16 protein-coding genes and 1 tRNA gene are annotated in these 13,978 nt (G+C 66.9%); 10 read left to right on the top strand and 7 right to left on the bottom strand.

Annotated elements, in window-relative coordinates:
- Nucleotides 1-62 precede the first annotated feature (62 nt).
- Both ACJH71_RS00170 and ACJH71_RS00165 read right to left on the bottom strand, forming a co-directional pair.
- Entirely contained in the window at nt 63-431 is a 369-nt protein-coding gene (locus tag ACJH71_RS00170) for an FmdB family zinc ribbon protein (RefSeq protein ID WP_406756037.1), read from the bottom strand.
- 94 nt (nt 432-525) lie between these two features.
- Nucleotides 526-1,122: a 5-formyltetrahydrofolate cyclo-ligase gene (locus ACJH71_RS00165; RefSeq protein WP_406756036.1), complete on the bottom strand. Its 597-nt coding sequence runs from the start codon at nt 1,120-1,122 to the stop codon at nt 526-528.
- A 76-nt stretch (nt 1,123-1,198) separates the two neighbouring features.
- On the opposite strand from ACJH71_RS00165, the gene ACJH71_RS00160 reads away from it, so the two are divergent.
- The 5 genes from ACJH71_RS00160 to ACJH71_RS00140 all read left to right on the top strand — a co-directional run bounded on the left by ACJH71_RS00160 (nt 1,199) and on the right by ACJH71_RS00140 (nt 5,506).
- Nucleotides 1,199-2,110 (top strand): UTP--glucose-1-phosphate uridylyltransferase, encoded by a 912-nt coding sequence (locus tag ACJH71_RS00160; protein ID WP_406756035.1) that lies wholly within the window; start codon nt 1,199-1,201, stop codon nt 2,108-2,110.
- A 51-nt stretch (nt 2,111-2,161) separates the two neighbouring features.
- Nucleotides 2,162-3,439, top strand: coding sequence for a gephyrin-like molybdotransferase Glp (gene glp / locus ACJH71_RS00155; RefSeq protein ID WP_406756034.1), 1,278 nt, complete (start codon nt 2,162-2,164; stop codon nt 3,437-3,439).
- Nucleotides 3,440-3,449: 10 nt separating this feature from the next.
- Complete coding sequence (locus ACJH71_RS00150) at nt 3,450-4,112, top strand: GNAT family N-acetyltransferase (RefSeq protein ID WP_406756033.1); 663 nt, start codon at nt 3,450-3,452, stop codon at nt 4,110-4,112.
- A gap of 147 nt (nt 4,113-4,259) precedes the next feature.
- Nucleotides 4,260-5,384, top strand: a complete 1,125-nt coding sequence (glpR, locus tag ACJH71_RS00145; RefSeq protein ID WP_406756032.1) for a gephyrin-like molybdotransferase receptor GlpR — start codon at nt 4,260-4,262, stop codon at nt 5,382-5,384.
- Nucleotides 5,385-5,433: 49 nt separating this feature from the next.
- Nucleotides 5,434-5,506, top strand: a tRNA-Ala gene (locus ACJH71_RS00140).
- Nucleotides 5,507-5,524: 18 nt separating this feature from the next.
- Here ACJH71_RS00140 and ACJH71_RS00135 read toward each other — a convergent pair.
- Nucleotides 5,525-6,574, bottom strand: coding sequence for a MinD/ParA family protein (locus ACJH71_RS00135; RefSeq protein WP_406756552.1), 1,050 nt, complete (start codon nt 6,572-6,574; stop codon nt 5,525-5,527).
- Between the two features lie 353 nt (nt 6,575-6,927).
- Between ACJH71_RS00135 and ACJH71_RS00130 the strand changes: the two genes are divergently transcribed.
- Both ACJH71_RS00130 and ACJH71_RS00125 read left to right on the top strand, forming a co-directional pair.
- Nucleotides 6,928-8,181: a cytochrome P450 gene (locus tag ACJH71_RS00130; protein WP_406756551.1), complete on the top strand. Its 1,254-nt coding sequence runs from the start codon at nt 6,928-6,930 to the stop codon at nt 8,179-8,181.
- The gene (locus ACJH71_RS00125; RefSeq protein WP_406756031.1) at nt 8,174-8,797 is read left to right on the top strand and encodes a TetR/AcrR family transcriptional regulator; all 624 of its coding nucleotides are present in this window, start codon (nt 8,174-8,176) and stop codon (nt 8,795-8,797) included. The genes ACJH71_RS00130 and ACJH71_RS00125 overlap by 8 nt, the downstream gene beginning before the upstream one ends.
- Nucleotides 8,798-8,817: 20 nt before the next feature.
- Here ACJH71_RS00125 and ACJH71_RS00120 read toward each other — a convergent pair whose 3' ends face one another.
- Both ACJH71_RS00120 and ACJH71_RS00115 read right to left on the bottom strand, forming a co-directional pair.
- Nucleotides 8,818-9,882: a DUF1524 domain-containing protein gene (locus ACJH71_RS00120; RefSeq protein ID WP_406756030.1), complete on the bottom strand. Its 1,065-nt coding sequence runs from the start codon at nt 9,880-9,882 to the stop codon at nt 8,818-8,820.
- Between the two features lie 67 nt (nt 9,883-9,949).
- Nucleotides 9,950-10,429: a hypothetical protein gene (locus tag ACJH71_RS00115; RefSeq protein WP_406756029.1), complete on the bottom strand. Its 480-nt coding sequence runs from the start codon at nt 10,427-10,429 to the stop codon at nt 9,950-9,952.
- Between the two features lie 166 nt (nt 10,430-10,595).
- Here ACJH71_RS00115 and ACJH71_RS00110 point away from each other — a divergent pair, with 166 nt between their 5' ends.
- Complete coding sequence (locus ACJH71_RS00110) at nt 10,596-11,498, top strand: SCO6745 family protein (protein WP_406756028.1); 903 nt, start codon at nt 10,596-10,598, stop codon at nt 11,496-11,498.
- A gap of 17 nt (nt 11,499-11,515) precedes the next feature.
- Entirely contained in the window at nt 11,516-12,568 is a 1,053-nt protein-coding gene (locus ACJH71_RS00105; RefSeq protein WP_406756027.1) for an EcsC family protein, read from the top strand.
- Here ACJH71_RS00105 and ACJH71_RS00100 read toward each other — a convergent pair.
- Nucleotides 12,521-13,132: a TetR/AcrR family transcriptional regulator gene (locus ACJH71_RS00100; RefSeq protein ID WP_406756026.1), complete on the bottom strand. Its 612-nt coding sequence runs from the start codon at nt 13,130-13,132 to the stop codon at nt 12,521-12,523. The two genes, ACJH71_RS00105 and ACJH71_RS00100, sit on opposite strands and share 48 nt — an antisense overlap.
- Before the next feature lie 39 nt (nt 13,133-13,171).
- Between ACJH71_RS00100 and ACJH71_RS00095 the strand changes: the two genes are divergently transcribed.
- A complete protein-coding gene (locus ACJH71_RS00095) occupies nt 13,172-13,621 on the top strand; it encodes an SRPBCC family protein (protein ID WP_406756550.1) in 450 nt (149 codons plus the stop codon).
- Between the two features lie 9 nt (nt 13,622-13,630).
- Here ACJH71_RS00095 and ACJH71_RS00090 read toward each other — a convergent pair whose 3' ends face one another.
- A complete protein-coding gene (locus ACJH71_RS00090) occupies nt 13,631-13,960 on the bottom strand; it encodes a DUF732 domain-containing protein (protein WP_406756025.1) in 330 nt (109 codons plus the stop codon).
- Between the last annotated feature and the right edge of the window lie 18 nt (nt 13,961-13,978).

Genomic DNA, 13,978 nt, shown 5'->3' with positions numbered 1-13,978 from the left:
GCACGCTAACCGGTAGGTTCACCGGGCGTCGTCGGCTCAAGCGCCGGACTGTGGATAACGGACTAGCTGGCGGTTGTCGCCGGTGCCGACGAGGTGGTGCTGGCCTTGGCGCTGTCGCTGGACTTGGCGCCGCTGTCGGCCGATTTGGTGCCGCTGTCGCTCGAACCGCTGCCGGAGTCACCAGAGCTCGTAGAGCTGGCGGAGCTACTGCCGTTGCTGGAACCGTTGGACGTTGACTTCCCGGACTTGCCCGCTTCGCGGCTGTCGTTGCGGTAGAAGCCACTGCCCTTGAAGACCACGCCGACCTTGCCGAAGATCTTGCGCAGCCGGCCGTTGCATTCCTCGCAGTTGGTCAGTGCGTCGTCGGTGAAGGCCTGGACCACATCGAAGCGGTTGCTGCACTCGGTGCAGGCATAGCTGTAGGTGGGCACGTGAACCTCCGTGAATCGAACAATCGGCTTAGCACTCTACCGTGCTAAGTGCTAGAACCACTATGTGGCCTTCCTCATTCCTGGCCACTGTGGCTCAGCCCAGCGCCACCAGGCCGAGCCCGGGTGTCAGGGCATGGGTCATCGGCACGTCGTGGGCCTCGGCAGGCAGCTTGTCGAGAAGCTCGGCGTCGCGGACCACTGCGACCAGCGGAATCTGCGGCCTGCGCCACTGCAGCGAGCGGTCGTAAAAGCCCGCGCCGCGCCCCAGTCGGGCCCCCCGGCGGTCGACGGCCACTGCCGGCACCACGATCAGGTCCGCCTCGGCCAGCGCGTCGGCGGCCAGCCACGGTTGCGGTGGTTCGAGCAGGCCGAACCGGGCGGTGGCCAGGGACTCCGGCCGGTACTCCCCCCATAACAGCGCCAGCGGGGTGCCGTCGTCGGAGGTGCGCACCACCGGCAACAGCACCCGCACGCCGCGACGGGTCAGGCGAGCGAGCATCTCGGTCGAACCCGGCTCGCTGCCGATCGGGACATAGGCGCAGACCGTGGTGGCCTGGCCCGCCAGTTGTTGCAGGTGCTCGGCCAACGCCGCGGCCTCGGCGGCGTGCACATCGGGGGGTACCGCGCGTCGGTCGGCGAGCAGCCGCGCCCGCAACGCGGACTTGGCGGCCACCACCGCGTCGTCGGTCACGGCAACCAGACTGTCAGCAACGGCTCGCCTACCGCCAGCCGAAGAGATCAAGTGGATTGCGGTTATCGTGTGAGCAATGCCCACGCCGAAGGTCCCGATTCCGCGCACCGCCATTGTGCCCGCGGCAGGTTTGGGCACCCGCTTTCTGCCCGCGACCAAGACAGTGCCCAAAGAGCTGTTGCCGGTCGTCGACACCCCCGGAATCGAGCTGGTAGCTGCCGAGGCGGCCGAGGCCGGCGCCGAGCGGTTGGTGATCATCACCTCCGAGGGCAAGGACGGCGTGGTCGCGCACTTCGTCGAGGACCTGGTGCTGGAAGGCACGCTGGAGGCCCGCGGTAAGAAGGCGATGCTGGCCAAGGTGCGCCGGGCCCCGCAATTGATCAAGGTCGAGTCGGTGGTGCAGGCCGAGCCGTTGGGCCTGGGGCATGCCATCAGCTGCGTCGAGCCCACGTTGTCCCCCGACGAAGATGCCGTCGCGGTGTTGCTTCCCGACGACCTGGTGCTGCCCACCGGTGTGCTGGAGACCATGTCGAAGGTGCGTGCCCGCCGGGGCGGCACCGTGTTGTGCGCGATCGAGGTCAGTCCCGACGAGGTCAGCGCCTACGGCGTCTTCGATGTCGAGTCGCTGCCCGACAGCGACAACCCGGACGTGATGCGGGTCAAGGGGATGGTCGAGAAGCCCAAGGCGCAGGACGCACCGTCGACGTATGCGGCGGCGGGCCGCTATGTGCTGGACCGGGCCGTGTTCGACGCGTTGCGGCGCATCGATCGCGGGGCCGGCGGCGAGGTGCAGCTCACCGACGCCATCGCGCTGATGATCGCCGAGGGCCACCCCGTGCACGTCGTCGTGCACCGGGGGTCGCGACACGACCTGGGAAATCCGGGCGGCTACCTCAAAGCTGCGGTTGACTTTGCCTTGGACCGCGACGACTACGGTCCGGATCTGCGCCGGTGGTTGGTGGCGCGGCTGGGCTTGGCGGAGAACTGAGCTGACGTCTGCGGAGAATCGGACCGATGCAGCAACGGAGAAAGGCGCACCGTGCGTTCGGTTGAGGAGCAGCAGGCCCGGGTTTCGGCTGCCGCGGTGGCGCCCCGCCCGGTCCGGGTAGCGATCGCCGAGGCGCAGGGCTTGATGTGCGCCGAAGAGGTGGTCGCCGAGCGGCCGATGCCCGCATTCGACCAGGCCGCCATCGACGGCTACGCGGTGCGCAGCGTCGATGTGCTGGGTGCCGACGCGATCGGCGACAGCTCCGATGGGGCCGGGCGCGATGATGCCTCCAACACCGTGGTCACCCTGCCGGTGTTGGGTGTCATCGAAGCCGGTGCGCGCACCCCGACCCGGCTGCAACCCAAGCTGGCCACCCGGATCCAGACCGGGGCGCCGATGCCCACCCTGGCCGATGCGGTCCTTCCGCTGCGTTGGACGGACGGCGGGAACTCCCGGGTCCGGGTGCTGCGCGGCGTGCGCCCGGGCGACTATGTGCGCCGGGTCGGTGACGACGTGCAGCCCGGTGACGTCGCGGTGCGTGCCGGCACGGTGGTCGGCGCGGCCCAGGTGGGGCTGCTGGCCGCCGTGGGCCGCGACCGTGTGCTGGTCCACCCGCGCCCCCGACTGTCGGTGATGGCGGTGGGTGGCGAACTGGTCGACGTCAATCGCACCCCCGGCAACGGGCAGGTCTACGACGTCGACTCCTACGCGCTGGCCGCGGCCGGTCGTGACGCGGGCGCGGAGGTGAACCGGGTCGGCATCGTCAGCAACGACCCCAAGAAACTGCGCGAGACGGTCGAGGGACAACTCAATCGCGCCGAGGTGGTGGTGATCGCCGGTGGAGTCGGGGGCGCCGCGGCCGATGAGGTGCGCGCGGTGCTGGCCGACCTCGGCGACATGGAAGTCGCCCGGATCGCGATGCACCCCGGGTCGGTGCAGGGTTTCGGCCAGCTCGGCCCGGAAGGGGTGCCGACGTTCCTGTTGCCCACCAATCCGGTGAGTGCACTGGTGGTGTTCGAGGTGATGATCCGCCCGCTGATCCGGCTGTCGCTGGGCAAGCGCGAGCCGATGCGCCGGATGGTGCAGGCCCGCACCCTCGGTCCGATCGCTTCGATGCCCGGGCGCAAGGGATTCTTGCGCGGCCAGCTGATGCGTGACGAGGACACCGGCGAATACCTGGTGCAGGTGCTCGGGGTTTCCGGCGGCACGTCGTCGCACCTGCTGGCCACGTTGGCCGAGGCGAACTGTCTGGTGGTGGTTCCCGAGGAGGTCGAACAGGTCGCCGCCGGCGAGTTGGTGGACGTCGCCTTCCTGGCTCAGCGGGGTTGAACCCGAGTCCATGTTGGTCAATCTGTGGCCGTTCAAGGCCGTTGAGCACCCCGGTTGGCCGAGTGTGCTCGGGCCCCTGCGGGTGCCGGCGGGGGTGATCCGGCTGCGGCCGGTGCGTATGCGTGACGGCGTGGCATGGAGCCGGATCCGGCTGGCCGACCGCGCCTACCTGGAGCAGTGGGAACCCAGCGTGGAGGTGGACTGGGTGACCCGGCACGGCAGCGCGTCCTGGCCGCCGTTGTGTTCGAGCCTGCGCACCGAGGCCCGCTACGGGCGGATGCTGCCGTACGTGATCGAACTCGACGGCCGATTCTGCGGCCAGCTGACGGTGGGCAACATCGCGCACGGGGCGCTGCGCTCGGCCTGGATCGGCTATTGGGTGTCCAGTGCGGTGGCCGGCGGGGGAGTGGCGACCGGGGCGGTGGCGCTCGGGCTGGACCACTGCTTCGGGCCGGTACGGCTACACCGAGTGGAAGCCACCGTCCGGCCGGAGAACGCGGCCAGCCGAGCGGTGTTGGCGAAGGCCGGCTTCCGCCAGGAAGGGCTGTTGCAGCGCTACCTGGACGTCGACGGGGCGTGGCGCGACCACCTGCTGGTCGCGATGACGGCCGAGGAGGTCGCCGGCTCGGTGACCGCGGCGCTGATCCGGTCCGGCCGCGCCGCCCGGGTCTGACGCAATTTCGGGCGGGCTGTTACCCGTGTGGTAGTTGTGACTAACGAGGTCAGCGAGTAAATTACAACTGTGTAATTGGTTCGGCGCGTCGTCCGAGGTCGTGTGGGTCCCACACCTAGCCTTGGCTCGGAAAGGAGCAGGCCAACCATGCCCAGCATCCCGCAATCATTGCTCTGGATCTCACTGGTCGTTCTCTGGCTGTTCGTACTGGTGCCGATGCTGGTCAGCAAGCGCGACGCGGTGCGTCGTACCAGTGACGTCGCCCTGGCGACCAGGGTATTGACCAGTGGTTCCAGCGCCCGGCTGCTCAAGCGCGGCGGGCCGGCCACCGGCCACCGCAGCGACCCCGACTGGCAGCACAGCGCCGACGACATCGACGAGGACGCCGACATCGATGATGTCGACGAGGTCGAGGGCGAGCCGGCCCAGGACGGCTCGCGGGTGTTCGTCGCCGCGGCGGCCGTGTTCGTCGCCACCGCGGAAAAGCAGGTCGGTGAGCAGACCGAGCTCGACTACTTGGACGTCGACGTCGTCGCCGATGACTCCGACGTGCTCCCGCTGTCGGAAGCGGGGCTTGCCGCCGAGGTCGAAGCCGAGGCGCGCGCCCAGGCCGAAGCCCAGGCCGCCGCCGAGGCGGAAGCTCGCGCCGCGGAGGAGGCCGCCATGGCGGCCGAGGCCTTGGCGGCCAAGGTGGAAGCCGAGGCCGACGAGGACGCCTACGAGGAGCCGGCCGCCGAAGCCGAATCCGACGGTTACGAGTACGAGTACGTCGAGGACAGCTCCGGGCTCGAGCCCGAAGCGGAGTCCTCCGCGCGCGGGGCCGGACTGTCGGCCCGTGGTCGCCGGCCCCGTATCGACACCGCGGCGGCCGTCAGCGCGCGCAAGTACGAGTTCCGCAAGCGCGTGTTGATGTCGCTGGCGGTCGTCCTGGTGCTCTCGGCGCTCACCGCCTTCACCGTGGCACCCAGTGCGTGGTGGATCTGTGGTGGCGCGGCCGGCGCGACGGTGCTCTATCTGGCCTACCTGCGGCGCCAGACCCGGATCGAGCAGCAGGTGCGGGCCCGCCGGGCACGGCGTTCCGAGCGGCCGCGTATGCAGCGCGAGAGTGTCCACACCGACGCGTTCGAGGTGGTGCCGTCACGGCTGCGCCGTCCGGGCGTGGCGGTGCTGGAGATCGACGACGAGGACCCGGTGTTCGAGCACCTGGAGTACACGTCGAGTTCCGGCCGGTACAACTGGCGCGGCGACCTGGCGCGCGCCTCCGGTCAATAGGTCTCGGTTTCAGGGCACCCGCTAGGGGCTGGTAATCTCCTATCGGTCAGGGGCTATAGCGCAGTTGGTAGCGCGTCTCGTTCGCATCGAGAAGGTCAGGGGTTCGATTCCCCTTAGCTCCACAGAGGTTGGGTAGCTGGTCAGATCGGTCGATCGGCTTTGCGCACATGTTGATCCGCCAGCGTCGCCGCTATTTCGAACAGCCGTAGCCGGCTCTGCGGGCGAAGCTCGTACTGCGTGTCGATGATGCCGCCTTTGGCAAGGTGCGGATCGTGCGGCATGTATTCGGCGCGGATCTCGGCCTCGGTGAACAGATCGGTGAGGTAGCGCCGCGCATTCGGAGTGGCGTGGTTCCGGCTGTTGTTGAGGATGACCATCGAACGCGCCAGCAGGTCGTGGTAGTCCATTGAGCGCAGCAGATCGATGGAACGCGCGACCGGCAGTGCGGTATCGCCGGTAAGTCCGGACACAAAGACCAGGGCGTCGCAGGAGTTGAATACCGCCTTCATCACCGGATGGTCCAGATTGTCCGACGTGTCAATCAGGACGATCTGGTGTGTGCGGCGCAGGCGGGCCAGCGCCTCGTTCAGCATCGAAGGCACGAGCGGACGAGGCTGGTCGGAAGTCCGATTGCCCGACAGCACGTCCAAACCGATGCTGTTGTGGCCCAGATGTTCTCGGATATCGGTGTAGCCCCGAACATCGATCTTGGCGATGATCTCGGTGTAGCCGTCGGGTGAGGCGGTGTCGATCCGGTCGGCCAACGTCCCGAAGCCCGGTGCGGCGTCGATCGCTACGACGTTGTCTGATCGCGATTCCCGGAATATGCCGCCGATGCATGTGGTCATCGTGGTTTTGCCGACGCCGCCTTTACCGGAGACCACGCCGATGACCAAGTGTTTGTGCATGCGCTGACGGATCTGATCGCGGAGTGCACGGTAATGCTGTTCAAGCGGTGATTCCCCGGCATTGATACCGCGGAATGAGGCGGCATAAACGAGTTTGCGCCAGCCGGAGGCCGGTGCGGCTTTCCGTGGCGCCTGCAGATCCGGCATATGCAGGATCTCGGCGATCGGGTAATGCCGATGGGGACGTCGACCTGCTTCGCTGCGGATCCGGTGGGCACCTGCCTGATTCGGACGCCGATGCGAACCCCGTTCCGTGCCGGCAGTGCTCCACTCGTGCGGCATCGGTGACGGTCGGTGCAGGTCGGTCACGAGGCATTAGTAGCACGGGCGGTCAATTGCCAATAGACAATTTATGACAGCAAGACACAACTGTTTGCCGGTCGTTACGATCCGGTGCCGCGACGGTCCGGGAAGTCCCGGGATCGGCTGATCCATCGGCGAACAGGCGCCGCGCCCCAGGCGGTGGCCTCCACCTGGACAGTTGCTTCCACAGCGTATGACCATGATCGGCGATATCTGGGGCTAACTGGGCAAATATCCTCAATCGTTGACGGATCGGGGGTCATGGTCATACGCTTTTGGCAATTATGTCTCCTCAAGGCCGACGCCGGCCTAGCGGAAGGGCGTGAATGTCGATGGCTGTGAACCGCGCCGCCCCCAGCGTCTTTGACGCGGGACTTCCCGTCGTCGATTACGACCTGACGGCCACTCCGCGCGACATCCTCGAAGACCTCCGGCTGGCGCGATCACGCGCGCCCATCGCCATCGGACCGCTGGGCCCGGAAATCCTGTCTTACGAATTGACTCGCGACATATTGCGCGACAACAGATTCCGTCTGCCGCCCGGCATCACTCTGGCCGCGCAGGGCATCACGTCGGGCCCGCTGTTCGACAAGCTGGCGAGCAGCCTCCTGGGCCTGGACGGCCCACCCCATACTCGGTTGCGCAAACTGGTTTCCAAGGCGTTCACCCCCCGCGCCACATCGCGCCTCCACGACACGATCCACGAGGTGGTCAACGGACTGATTGATCGGGTGATGGACGCCGGGCGGTGTGACGTCGTGGCCGACATCGCCCGTCCCTACCCGACGCCGATCATGTGCGCGCTGCTCGGTGCGCCGCGCGCGGACTGGCAGTTGTTCGCGGACTGGACTGAGGAGGTGTTCAAGGCCTTCAACTTCCAGCCGGATGCCACCTTTGATGAAGCTGCGATCATGCGCGCCTGGAGCGAACTCGACGCCTACGTCGACGACATGGTCGCCGCCCGCCGAGGCAACCTGACCGATGACCTGCTCTCCGAGCTCATACGCGCCGAAAGCGAAGGCGAGCGTCTGAGTCTCGACGAACTCCGCATGCTGGTTGCCGGCTTCCTGATGGCGGGGACGGACACGACACGGAACCAACTGGCGGCGTCGGTCCAGGTGCTCTGCGAGCATCCGGATCAATGGGCGAGGCTGCGCGACCATCCAGAACTTGCGATGCAGGCGGTCGAGGAGAGCATGCGTCACTCACCGGCGGCCTGCATCGTGCCGCGAACCGCCGTCGACGATGTCGAGTTCGGTGGCTACCTGTTCCCGGCAGGAACTTTTGTGCTGGCGAATACTTTTGCCGCCAACCGAGATCCAGCGATCTATGACGATGCCGACCGCTTCGACATTGCGCGCAGGGACGTCCCCGCAATTCTGACGTTCGGTGGCGGCGCGCATTACTGCCTGGGGGCGAACCTCGCACGCCGGGAACTGGCCGAAGCGCTGACGGTGCTCACCCGCCGGCTCACCGCCGCCCATCGCGTGGGTGCGGCCCCATGGAAACCGGTGCTCGGAATGACGGGTCCGACAACTCTTTCGATCGAGTTCACCAGCGAACGGCTGGTGACCGTCGATGCGTAGTCGAGGCTGGGCGGGTTCGACGCCCACATCGGACGAGGAAGCCATCTCGCGCATCCTGAGTGCGGTGGACGAGGAGATCGCCGAGCGCGGAGCGGCGGTGCGCCTAGCCGACGTCGCCCGCAGGCTCGGGGTGACGCGCCAGACGGTGTACCGCTATTTTCCCAATGCCGACGCGCTGCTCATCGCCAGTGCAATGCGTTCGGTCAACGGATTCATCGACCAGATTGCAGACCACGTCAGCGGCCTCAACGACCCGGTCGCCGCGGTGGTTGAAAGCGTCTCCTTCGGAGTTGAGACCCTCTCCGGTGATCCGCAGCTGGAAAGCCTCTTGACCCGGCGAGATGAAGGCGAAGCCATCGTCTCGCTGACCTCCGACACGGCAATCACGTTCTGCCTATCTGTTTTTCACCGTTTCGATGTGGACTGGAAGCTTCACGGCTTCGATGCTGCTGCTCTACGTGAACTCGCCGAGATGACCCTACGCACGGTGCAGTCCCTGTTGACCGATCATGGACAAGTGCCGCGCACCGGACTCGCGTTACGCGGCTTCATCGCTCGATGGTTGGGGCCGGCCATTCTCTATCCACGATTGACGGCACTGCCGGCTCAGGGGTAGGGCGTGGGGAGGCTTCAGGGCTAGTCCAGCCATTCGGCGACACCGCCGTGGCGCGCGCAGGAGCCTGGACGATGGCTCGAAAAGGAATAAGTGCCGTCGCGACAGAGTGCGTTGGCTCCGGCCGGTGAATCCCCTGGCCGAGTGATGCAGTCGCCATCGACGTTTCGATAGCAGGTCGGGGCTGGGGCTGGGCGGGGTGCTCGTGGCGGAGGTGGGCTCGGCCGGTGAGCTGGCGGAGCTGAATGTGAAGGCGTGGCATTGCGGCTCGTCGGCACGGGTGGCGGCGCGCTGGTAGCTCCGTCGGCTTTGCAGTCGTTGAGGAGGAACGCCAAGGTCTCGTGCTCGTCGGCGGTGATCCATAGTCCGTATCTGGTTTTCACATCAACGATGCGTGCCGCGTAGGTGCAGCGGTAGGACTTGTTGTCTGGTAGCCAGGTGGCGGCGTCACCGGAACCCTTTTCCTGATTCACCGCCGCTGTGGTGGCTTGCAGGTTGATGGGATCGTTAGCGAAGTTCCGGCGGGTCAACTCGTCCCAGCCTTGGGCGCCCTTCTGCCAGGCATCCAAAAGCGGCACGATGTGGTCGATCTGGATGGGGCTCAACTCTTCGGGCTCGTGTTGGTACAGGACGGCTTCGCCGGTATAGGGGTCGTTCAGGACGCCCGAGAGGACGACGCAGGAATTGCCCGGTTGGTAGCCTGCGCCGCTAAGGTCGCGCCGCAGGATGTCGTCTCGGGTATCGCAACCGTTGTGGCCGCCCTCCACGGTGACATCGTCAGACCAGGGGGAGCCGAAGAGCGCGCGGTCGTAGTCGGTTTTTGGGGCACGGCCCTTGACAGGCAGGCTGCTGAGCTTCTTCTGCGGGGATTGCGATGAGCTGGGAAAGCTCGATGTGAGCGTGGACTTCTTGGACGATGTATCCCGGTTTGTTACGAGGGCAATGGCAACGAGGACGACCACGCAGACGATCGCACAGATCGAGATGATCAGAAGAATTCTTCGGCGGCTTGGGGGCGGCGCGGCGCCATTTGAGCTTGCAACCCCCGTAACTCGGGGGTTGCCGGACTCGTCGATGTCGATGCCCACCGAGCGGACGCTAGTTCACTTTCCGGTTTCTTCAGGTGTATCTGCGCAAAGTCGCTTGTCTCAGCCCTCAGCCCTGGGGGCCGGTAGGAGTGATGTGGTTGCTCAATACCGGTCCGGAGCCGCCCGGGAGCGCGGAGTTCTCGGGCGGAGGGGGCAGCGGCGCCGGGTCGGGCATGTGCCCGGGTTCGTCGGGGAGAACATTGTCGGCGCGGACCTGGTAGGTGTCTTGGCTTGATATCCGGGTGCTGACCCAGCCGCCGGGGTAGTACGTGCAGTTGCTGTAGTACCTGCGATTCGAACAGCGACTGGTCGCGTTCTCGTAGTGGGCGGGAATGCCGATGATCCGGTTGCGTGTCCAGTAGCCGTCTGGCCGGATCGGCGAATCGCAGATCACCCGCGTTTCTCTGCCCAGAAAGCCCCAGGGACGCGAATCGCAGTTGGCGGGGAGGTCGGCGCGGGCGACCGGGGGACTGTAGAAGCCGGCGAAGGCAACCGCGCCGAAGGTGACGATGCCGATGATCGAACCGGTGATCAGATGGGTGGACATGGGGGCGTAATCCTTAGATTTCGGCTTACAACAACACACGCTCTGACGGACCAGGCAAACATCAGTTCACCTTTTGTTAACCGTACCGTCACTTTCCGTACACGTCATTTCGAAGGCGGTCTGGCGGCGGAGGTAGCGATAGCGAGGTAGTGGTAAGACCGTGTTCATGTCAGTTCGCGCCGCCGCACAATCGGTTGGCGACGTGTCTAGCGCCCGGGACGCCTGGCGGCTGTTGGAGCCCCTGCACGCGGTCGTCTACTTCGCACCGGAACCCCTGGCCGCACTCGACGCCGCCGGCTATCGCGGATTCTGGATGGGCTACTTCGCGGGCCGTGCCGCGCCACTGGGTGCGGTCGGCGCCGAAGTCGTGCATGCGGCGTTCTACAACTTCTCTTTCGAACGGGTCGCCAAGGCGCTGCCGGCCGCGTGGCGCTTCGCCCCGCCCGAAGCTGCCCTCCAGGCACGCCAAGTGGGTGCCGTCGCCGCCTTGCGGCGCCAGCTCGCGGATCTGGCGGAGGGTCCCGAGGTGGCCCGCGCCGCCGAGCTCGCCTCGCGAGCGGCGGCGGAGGTGCCTCTCGCCGGCCGGGTGCTGGGTGCTGCGAATCATGCACTTCCGCTGCCCGAACAGCCCTTGGCGCGGTTGTGGCACGCGGCCACGGTGCTGCGTGAGCACCGGGGCGACGGCCATGTCGCGGCTCTTCTGGCTGCCGGCGTCGAGGGCCGCGAATCCCATGTGTTCCACGCCCTGGCCTCGGGAACCCCGCGCCATACCTACACCGTCGCCCGCGACTTCACCGATGACGAATGGAACCGGCTGGCGAACGCACTGCGCGACAAGGGCCTTGCCGGAACCGACGGGCTCACCGCGGAAGGCGTCCGGCTCAAGGCGCAGATCGAAGAACAAACCGATCGGCTCGCCGCTGCGGGCTATGACGCGCTGACCGATACCGAACGGCACGACTTGATCCGTGCGCTGCACCCGCTGACCCGGGCCGTGGTGGCGGCCGGTGAGATCCCTCTTGATTCGCCGATGGGCCTTGATCTTCGCCCTCTCCTCGAACGGCAGTGAGCGGTAGGATTTCCCACGTGGCTCAGTCTGGCCGGCCGGACATGTCCGCCTACGAGCGCAAGCAATGGGACGCGCTGCTGGACGCGGCCACCGGCGCGGAATCGCCCCGGTGGTTTGAAGGCCTGAGTCAGGGCATCGCGGATCGCGCCAAAGACGTGGTTTCCCAAGTCCGCTCCGGGGTTGAACAGGTCCCGGGCGCCACGGCGGCCATGGGCAAGGTGGACCAGCTCACCACCAAGGCCCTGGAAACTCTGCACACCGTGCTGGTCGAGCGTGGACTCAATTCGGTCAAGCCGGCCAACGTCTTCGCGATGTTCGCCGACGAAGGCATCAGCGTGCAGTCCTATGCGCAGGTCAAGAACCTCGACCTGAAGCATTGCGATAGCTCGGTCCCGCGCCGCAAGGAGCGCTACGTCGTCTTGGCGGTGGCCGAAGGTGCGGCGTCGTCGCTGGCGGTGACGGGTTCGGCGGTGTCGAGCGCGGTGACCGGCGGCACCACATTGCCGGTCGCTGCGTCGGCCGTTGTGGCCGACGTGACCGCGGTGCTGGTGGGTATGGGCCGGATCGTGGCATTGGTTGCGGCGCATTACGGTTACGACGTTCGCGAGCCAGACGAGCAGGCGTTCGCCTCGGGGGTCATCGCTTATTCCACCGCCGGCAACTCCGCGGAGAAGGCCGCAGCCTTGGCCTCGCTGTCGCGATTGACCCAGCAGATGATGCGTCAGGAGTCGTGGCACCAACTGCAGCCGCAGCAGGCCGACAACGTGATCAGTCAGGTCTGGATGGCGCTGGGATTCCGGCTGGCCAAACGCAAGCTGGCGCAGGCGGTTCCGATCCTGGGCGCGGTGGTCAATGGTGGGCTCAACGCCCGTATCGCGCAGCAGACATTCGAACGCTCACAACAGGCCTATCGGCTGCGGTTCCTCACCGAGAAGTACGACCTGGACGCCGGCCTGTGGGCGCCGGCGGTGATTGCCGGCGGCGATGTCGACATCCCGCTGGTCGACGAGATACTCGACCGGTCAGCTGGTCGACTCCAACCCGGCGATGAAGATCTGCAGCAGCCGTAGGACGGTCGACTCGAAGTCGGTGACCATTGGCCGGGTGGCATCCGGGTCCATCCAGGCCCACGCGGTGCCGGTGAAGGCGTGCACCGCCGCGGTCAGGGTTCCGAGCTGGTCGTCGGAGAGCGGCAGCCAGGGTTGTAGCGCCGAACCGAGACGCCGTTGCGCGTCGCTGGCCTGGGCGAGCAGGACCCGCATCTCGTCGGGGCCGAGCTTGACGATCAGTGCCGGTGACGCCGCGATGAGGTCGCACAGGACGGGGCGAGCGGCGAGCGTGTGAGCCAGGGCTGTGGCCGGCGCGGTGTGCGGCAGTTCGACGGTCAGCGCGTCGATCCAGGCCAGGTGCTCCTCATGCATCACCCGCAGCAGCAGCGCCTCCCGTGACCCGGCGTAGCGCAGGATGCCCGACTTCGCCAGCCCGGCCGCCGCGGCCACGTCGCCCAGCGTCAGTGCGGTGGCCCGGGTCTGCGTCAGCAGCGCGCGGGTGGCGGCGGTGAGCTGCGTCAACCGGTCCTGGCGCTGCGCCTCGTTGCGGGCGCGCGCGAAGGGCAGGGGAGGGGGTGCTGGCACCACCTCATAATAGAACAAGGTTCTGTTATCGTGTCGGCCATGGTTCACCGCTACGAATGCGTCATCTCCAGCCGCACCAGGGCCACGCCGCAGACCCTGTTCGCCCTCGTCTCCGACGGCGCCGGGTGGTCCAAGTGGGCTGCGCCGTTGATCCCGTACTCGACATGGGAGTCGCTGAGCCCGGCCGGCGATAGTGGCGTCGGGGCGATCCGCGCTGTCGGGAGGCGGAAACGGCCGACCCGCGAGATGGTCACCATCCACGAGCCACCCGGCCGCCACGGCTACACCATGCTCACCGATGGCCCGATCCGCGACTATCAGGCCGAGGTGACCTTCGTCGAGGACTCCGAGGGCACCCAGGTGACGTGGCGCGGGCGGTACGAGACGCGTTGGCGCGTCGTGGGTATGGCCTACTGGCTGGTCCTGCGGGTGGTGCTCGGGACGCTGACGCGCAAACTCATCGCGGCCGCCGAGCGCAAGGCCGGCTAGGCCGACGAATCAGTGCAGGGTGTCAGGGCACAGTTCGTGCTGCGCGATGTCGATCACCGGGCGCAGGTTGACGGTCAGATCGTCGACCATCGACGGACCGCCGAACGACGGTCGGCGCACGTAATCGTTGACGACCTGGTCGGGGGTGGAGCCGCCGCGCAGTTGGCTGCAGAACCGGTGTCCCGCCGACAGGCGCGCGTTGGGGGGACCGGACTTGAAGACGCCGTTGGCGTCGAGTGCCGCGAGATAGCTGGCGTCGTCGGCGTAGGCCGGAGCGCTGCAGAGCAGGGCGATGGCGGCGCTCCCGACGAACACGGCGGCACCCAGAATCCGATTCATATCGGCGATGCTAAGCGA

The sequence above is a fragment of the Mycobacterium sp. SMC-15 genome (genome assembly GCF_045310925.1).
GTDB lineage: Bacteria > Actinomycetota > Actinomycetes > Mycobacteriales > Mycobacteriaceae > Mycobacterium.
Note: the sequence above shows the minus strand (reverse complement) of the source record. Positions and strands in the feature narration are given on the sequence as shown.

Bases quoted from the DNA above. Each gene is read 5' to 3' on its own strand.
- ACJH71_RS00160 (WP_406756035.1), top strand. From the start codon at position 1,199: ATGCCCACGCCGAAGGTCCCGATTCCGCGCACCGCCATTGTGCCCGCG.
- ACJH71_RS00150 (WP_406756033.1), top strand. From the start codon at position 3,450: ATGTTGGTCAATCTGTGGCCGTTCAAGGCCGTTGAGCACCCCGGTTGG.
- glpR (WP_406756032.1), top strand. From the start codon at position 4,260: ATGCCCAGCATCCCGCAATCATTGCTCTGGATCTCACTGGTCGTTCTC.
- ACJH71_RS00135 (WP_406756552.1), bottom strand. From the start codon at position 6,574: ATGCCGCACGAGTGGAGCACTGCCGGCACGGAACGGGGTTCGCATCGG.
- ACJH71_RS00130 (WP_406756551.1), top strand. From the start codon at position 6,928: ATGGCTGTGAACCGCGCCGCCCCCAGCGTCTTTGACGCGGGACTTCCC.
- ACJH71_RS00125 (WP_406756031.1), top strand. From the start codon at position 8,174: ATGCGTAGTCGAGGCTGGGCGGGTTCGACGCCCACATCGGACGAGGAA.
- ACJH71_RS00115 (WP_406756029.1), bottom strand. From the start codon at position 10,429: ATGTCCACCCATCTGATCACCGGTTCGATCATCGGCATCGTCACCTTC.
- ACJH71_RS00110 (WP_406756028.1), top strand. From the start codon at position 10,596: ATGTCAGTTCGCGCCGCCGCACAATCGGTTGGCGACGTGTCTAGCGCC.
- ACJH71_RS00095 (WP_406756550.1), top strand. From the start codon at position 13,172: ATGGTTCACCGCTACGAATGCGTCATCTCCAGCCGCACCAGGGCCACG.
- ACJH71_RS00090 (WP_406756025.1), bottom strand. From the start codon at position 13,960: ATGAATCGGATTCTGGGTGCCGCCGTGTTCGTCGGGAGCGCCGCCATC.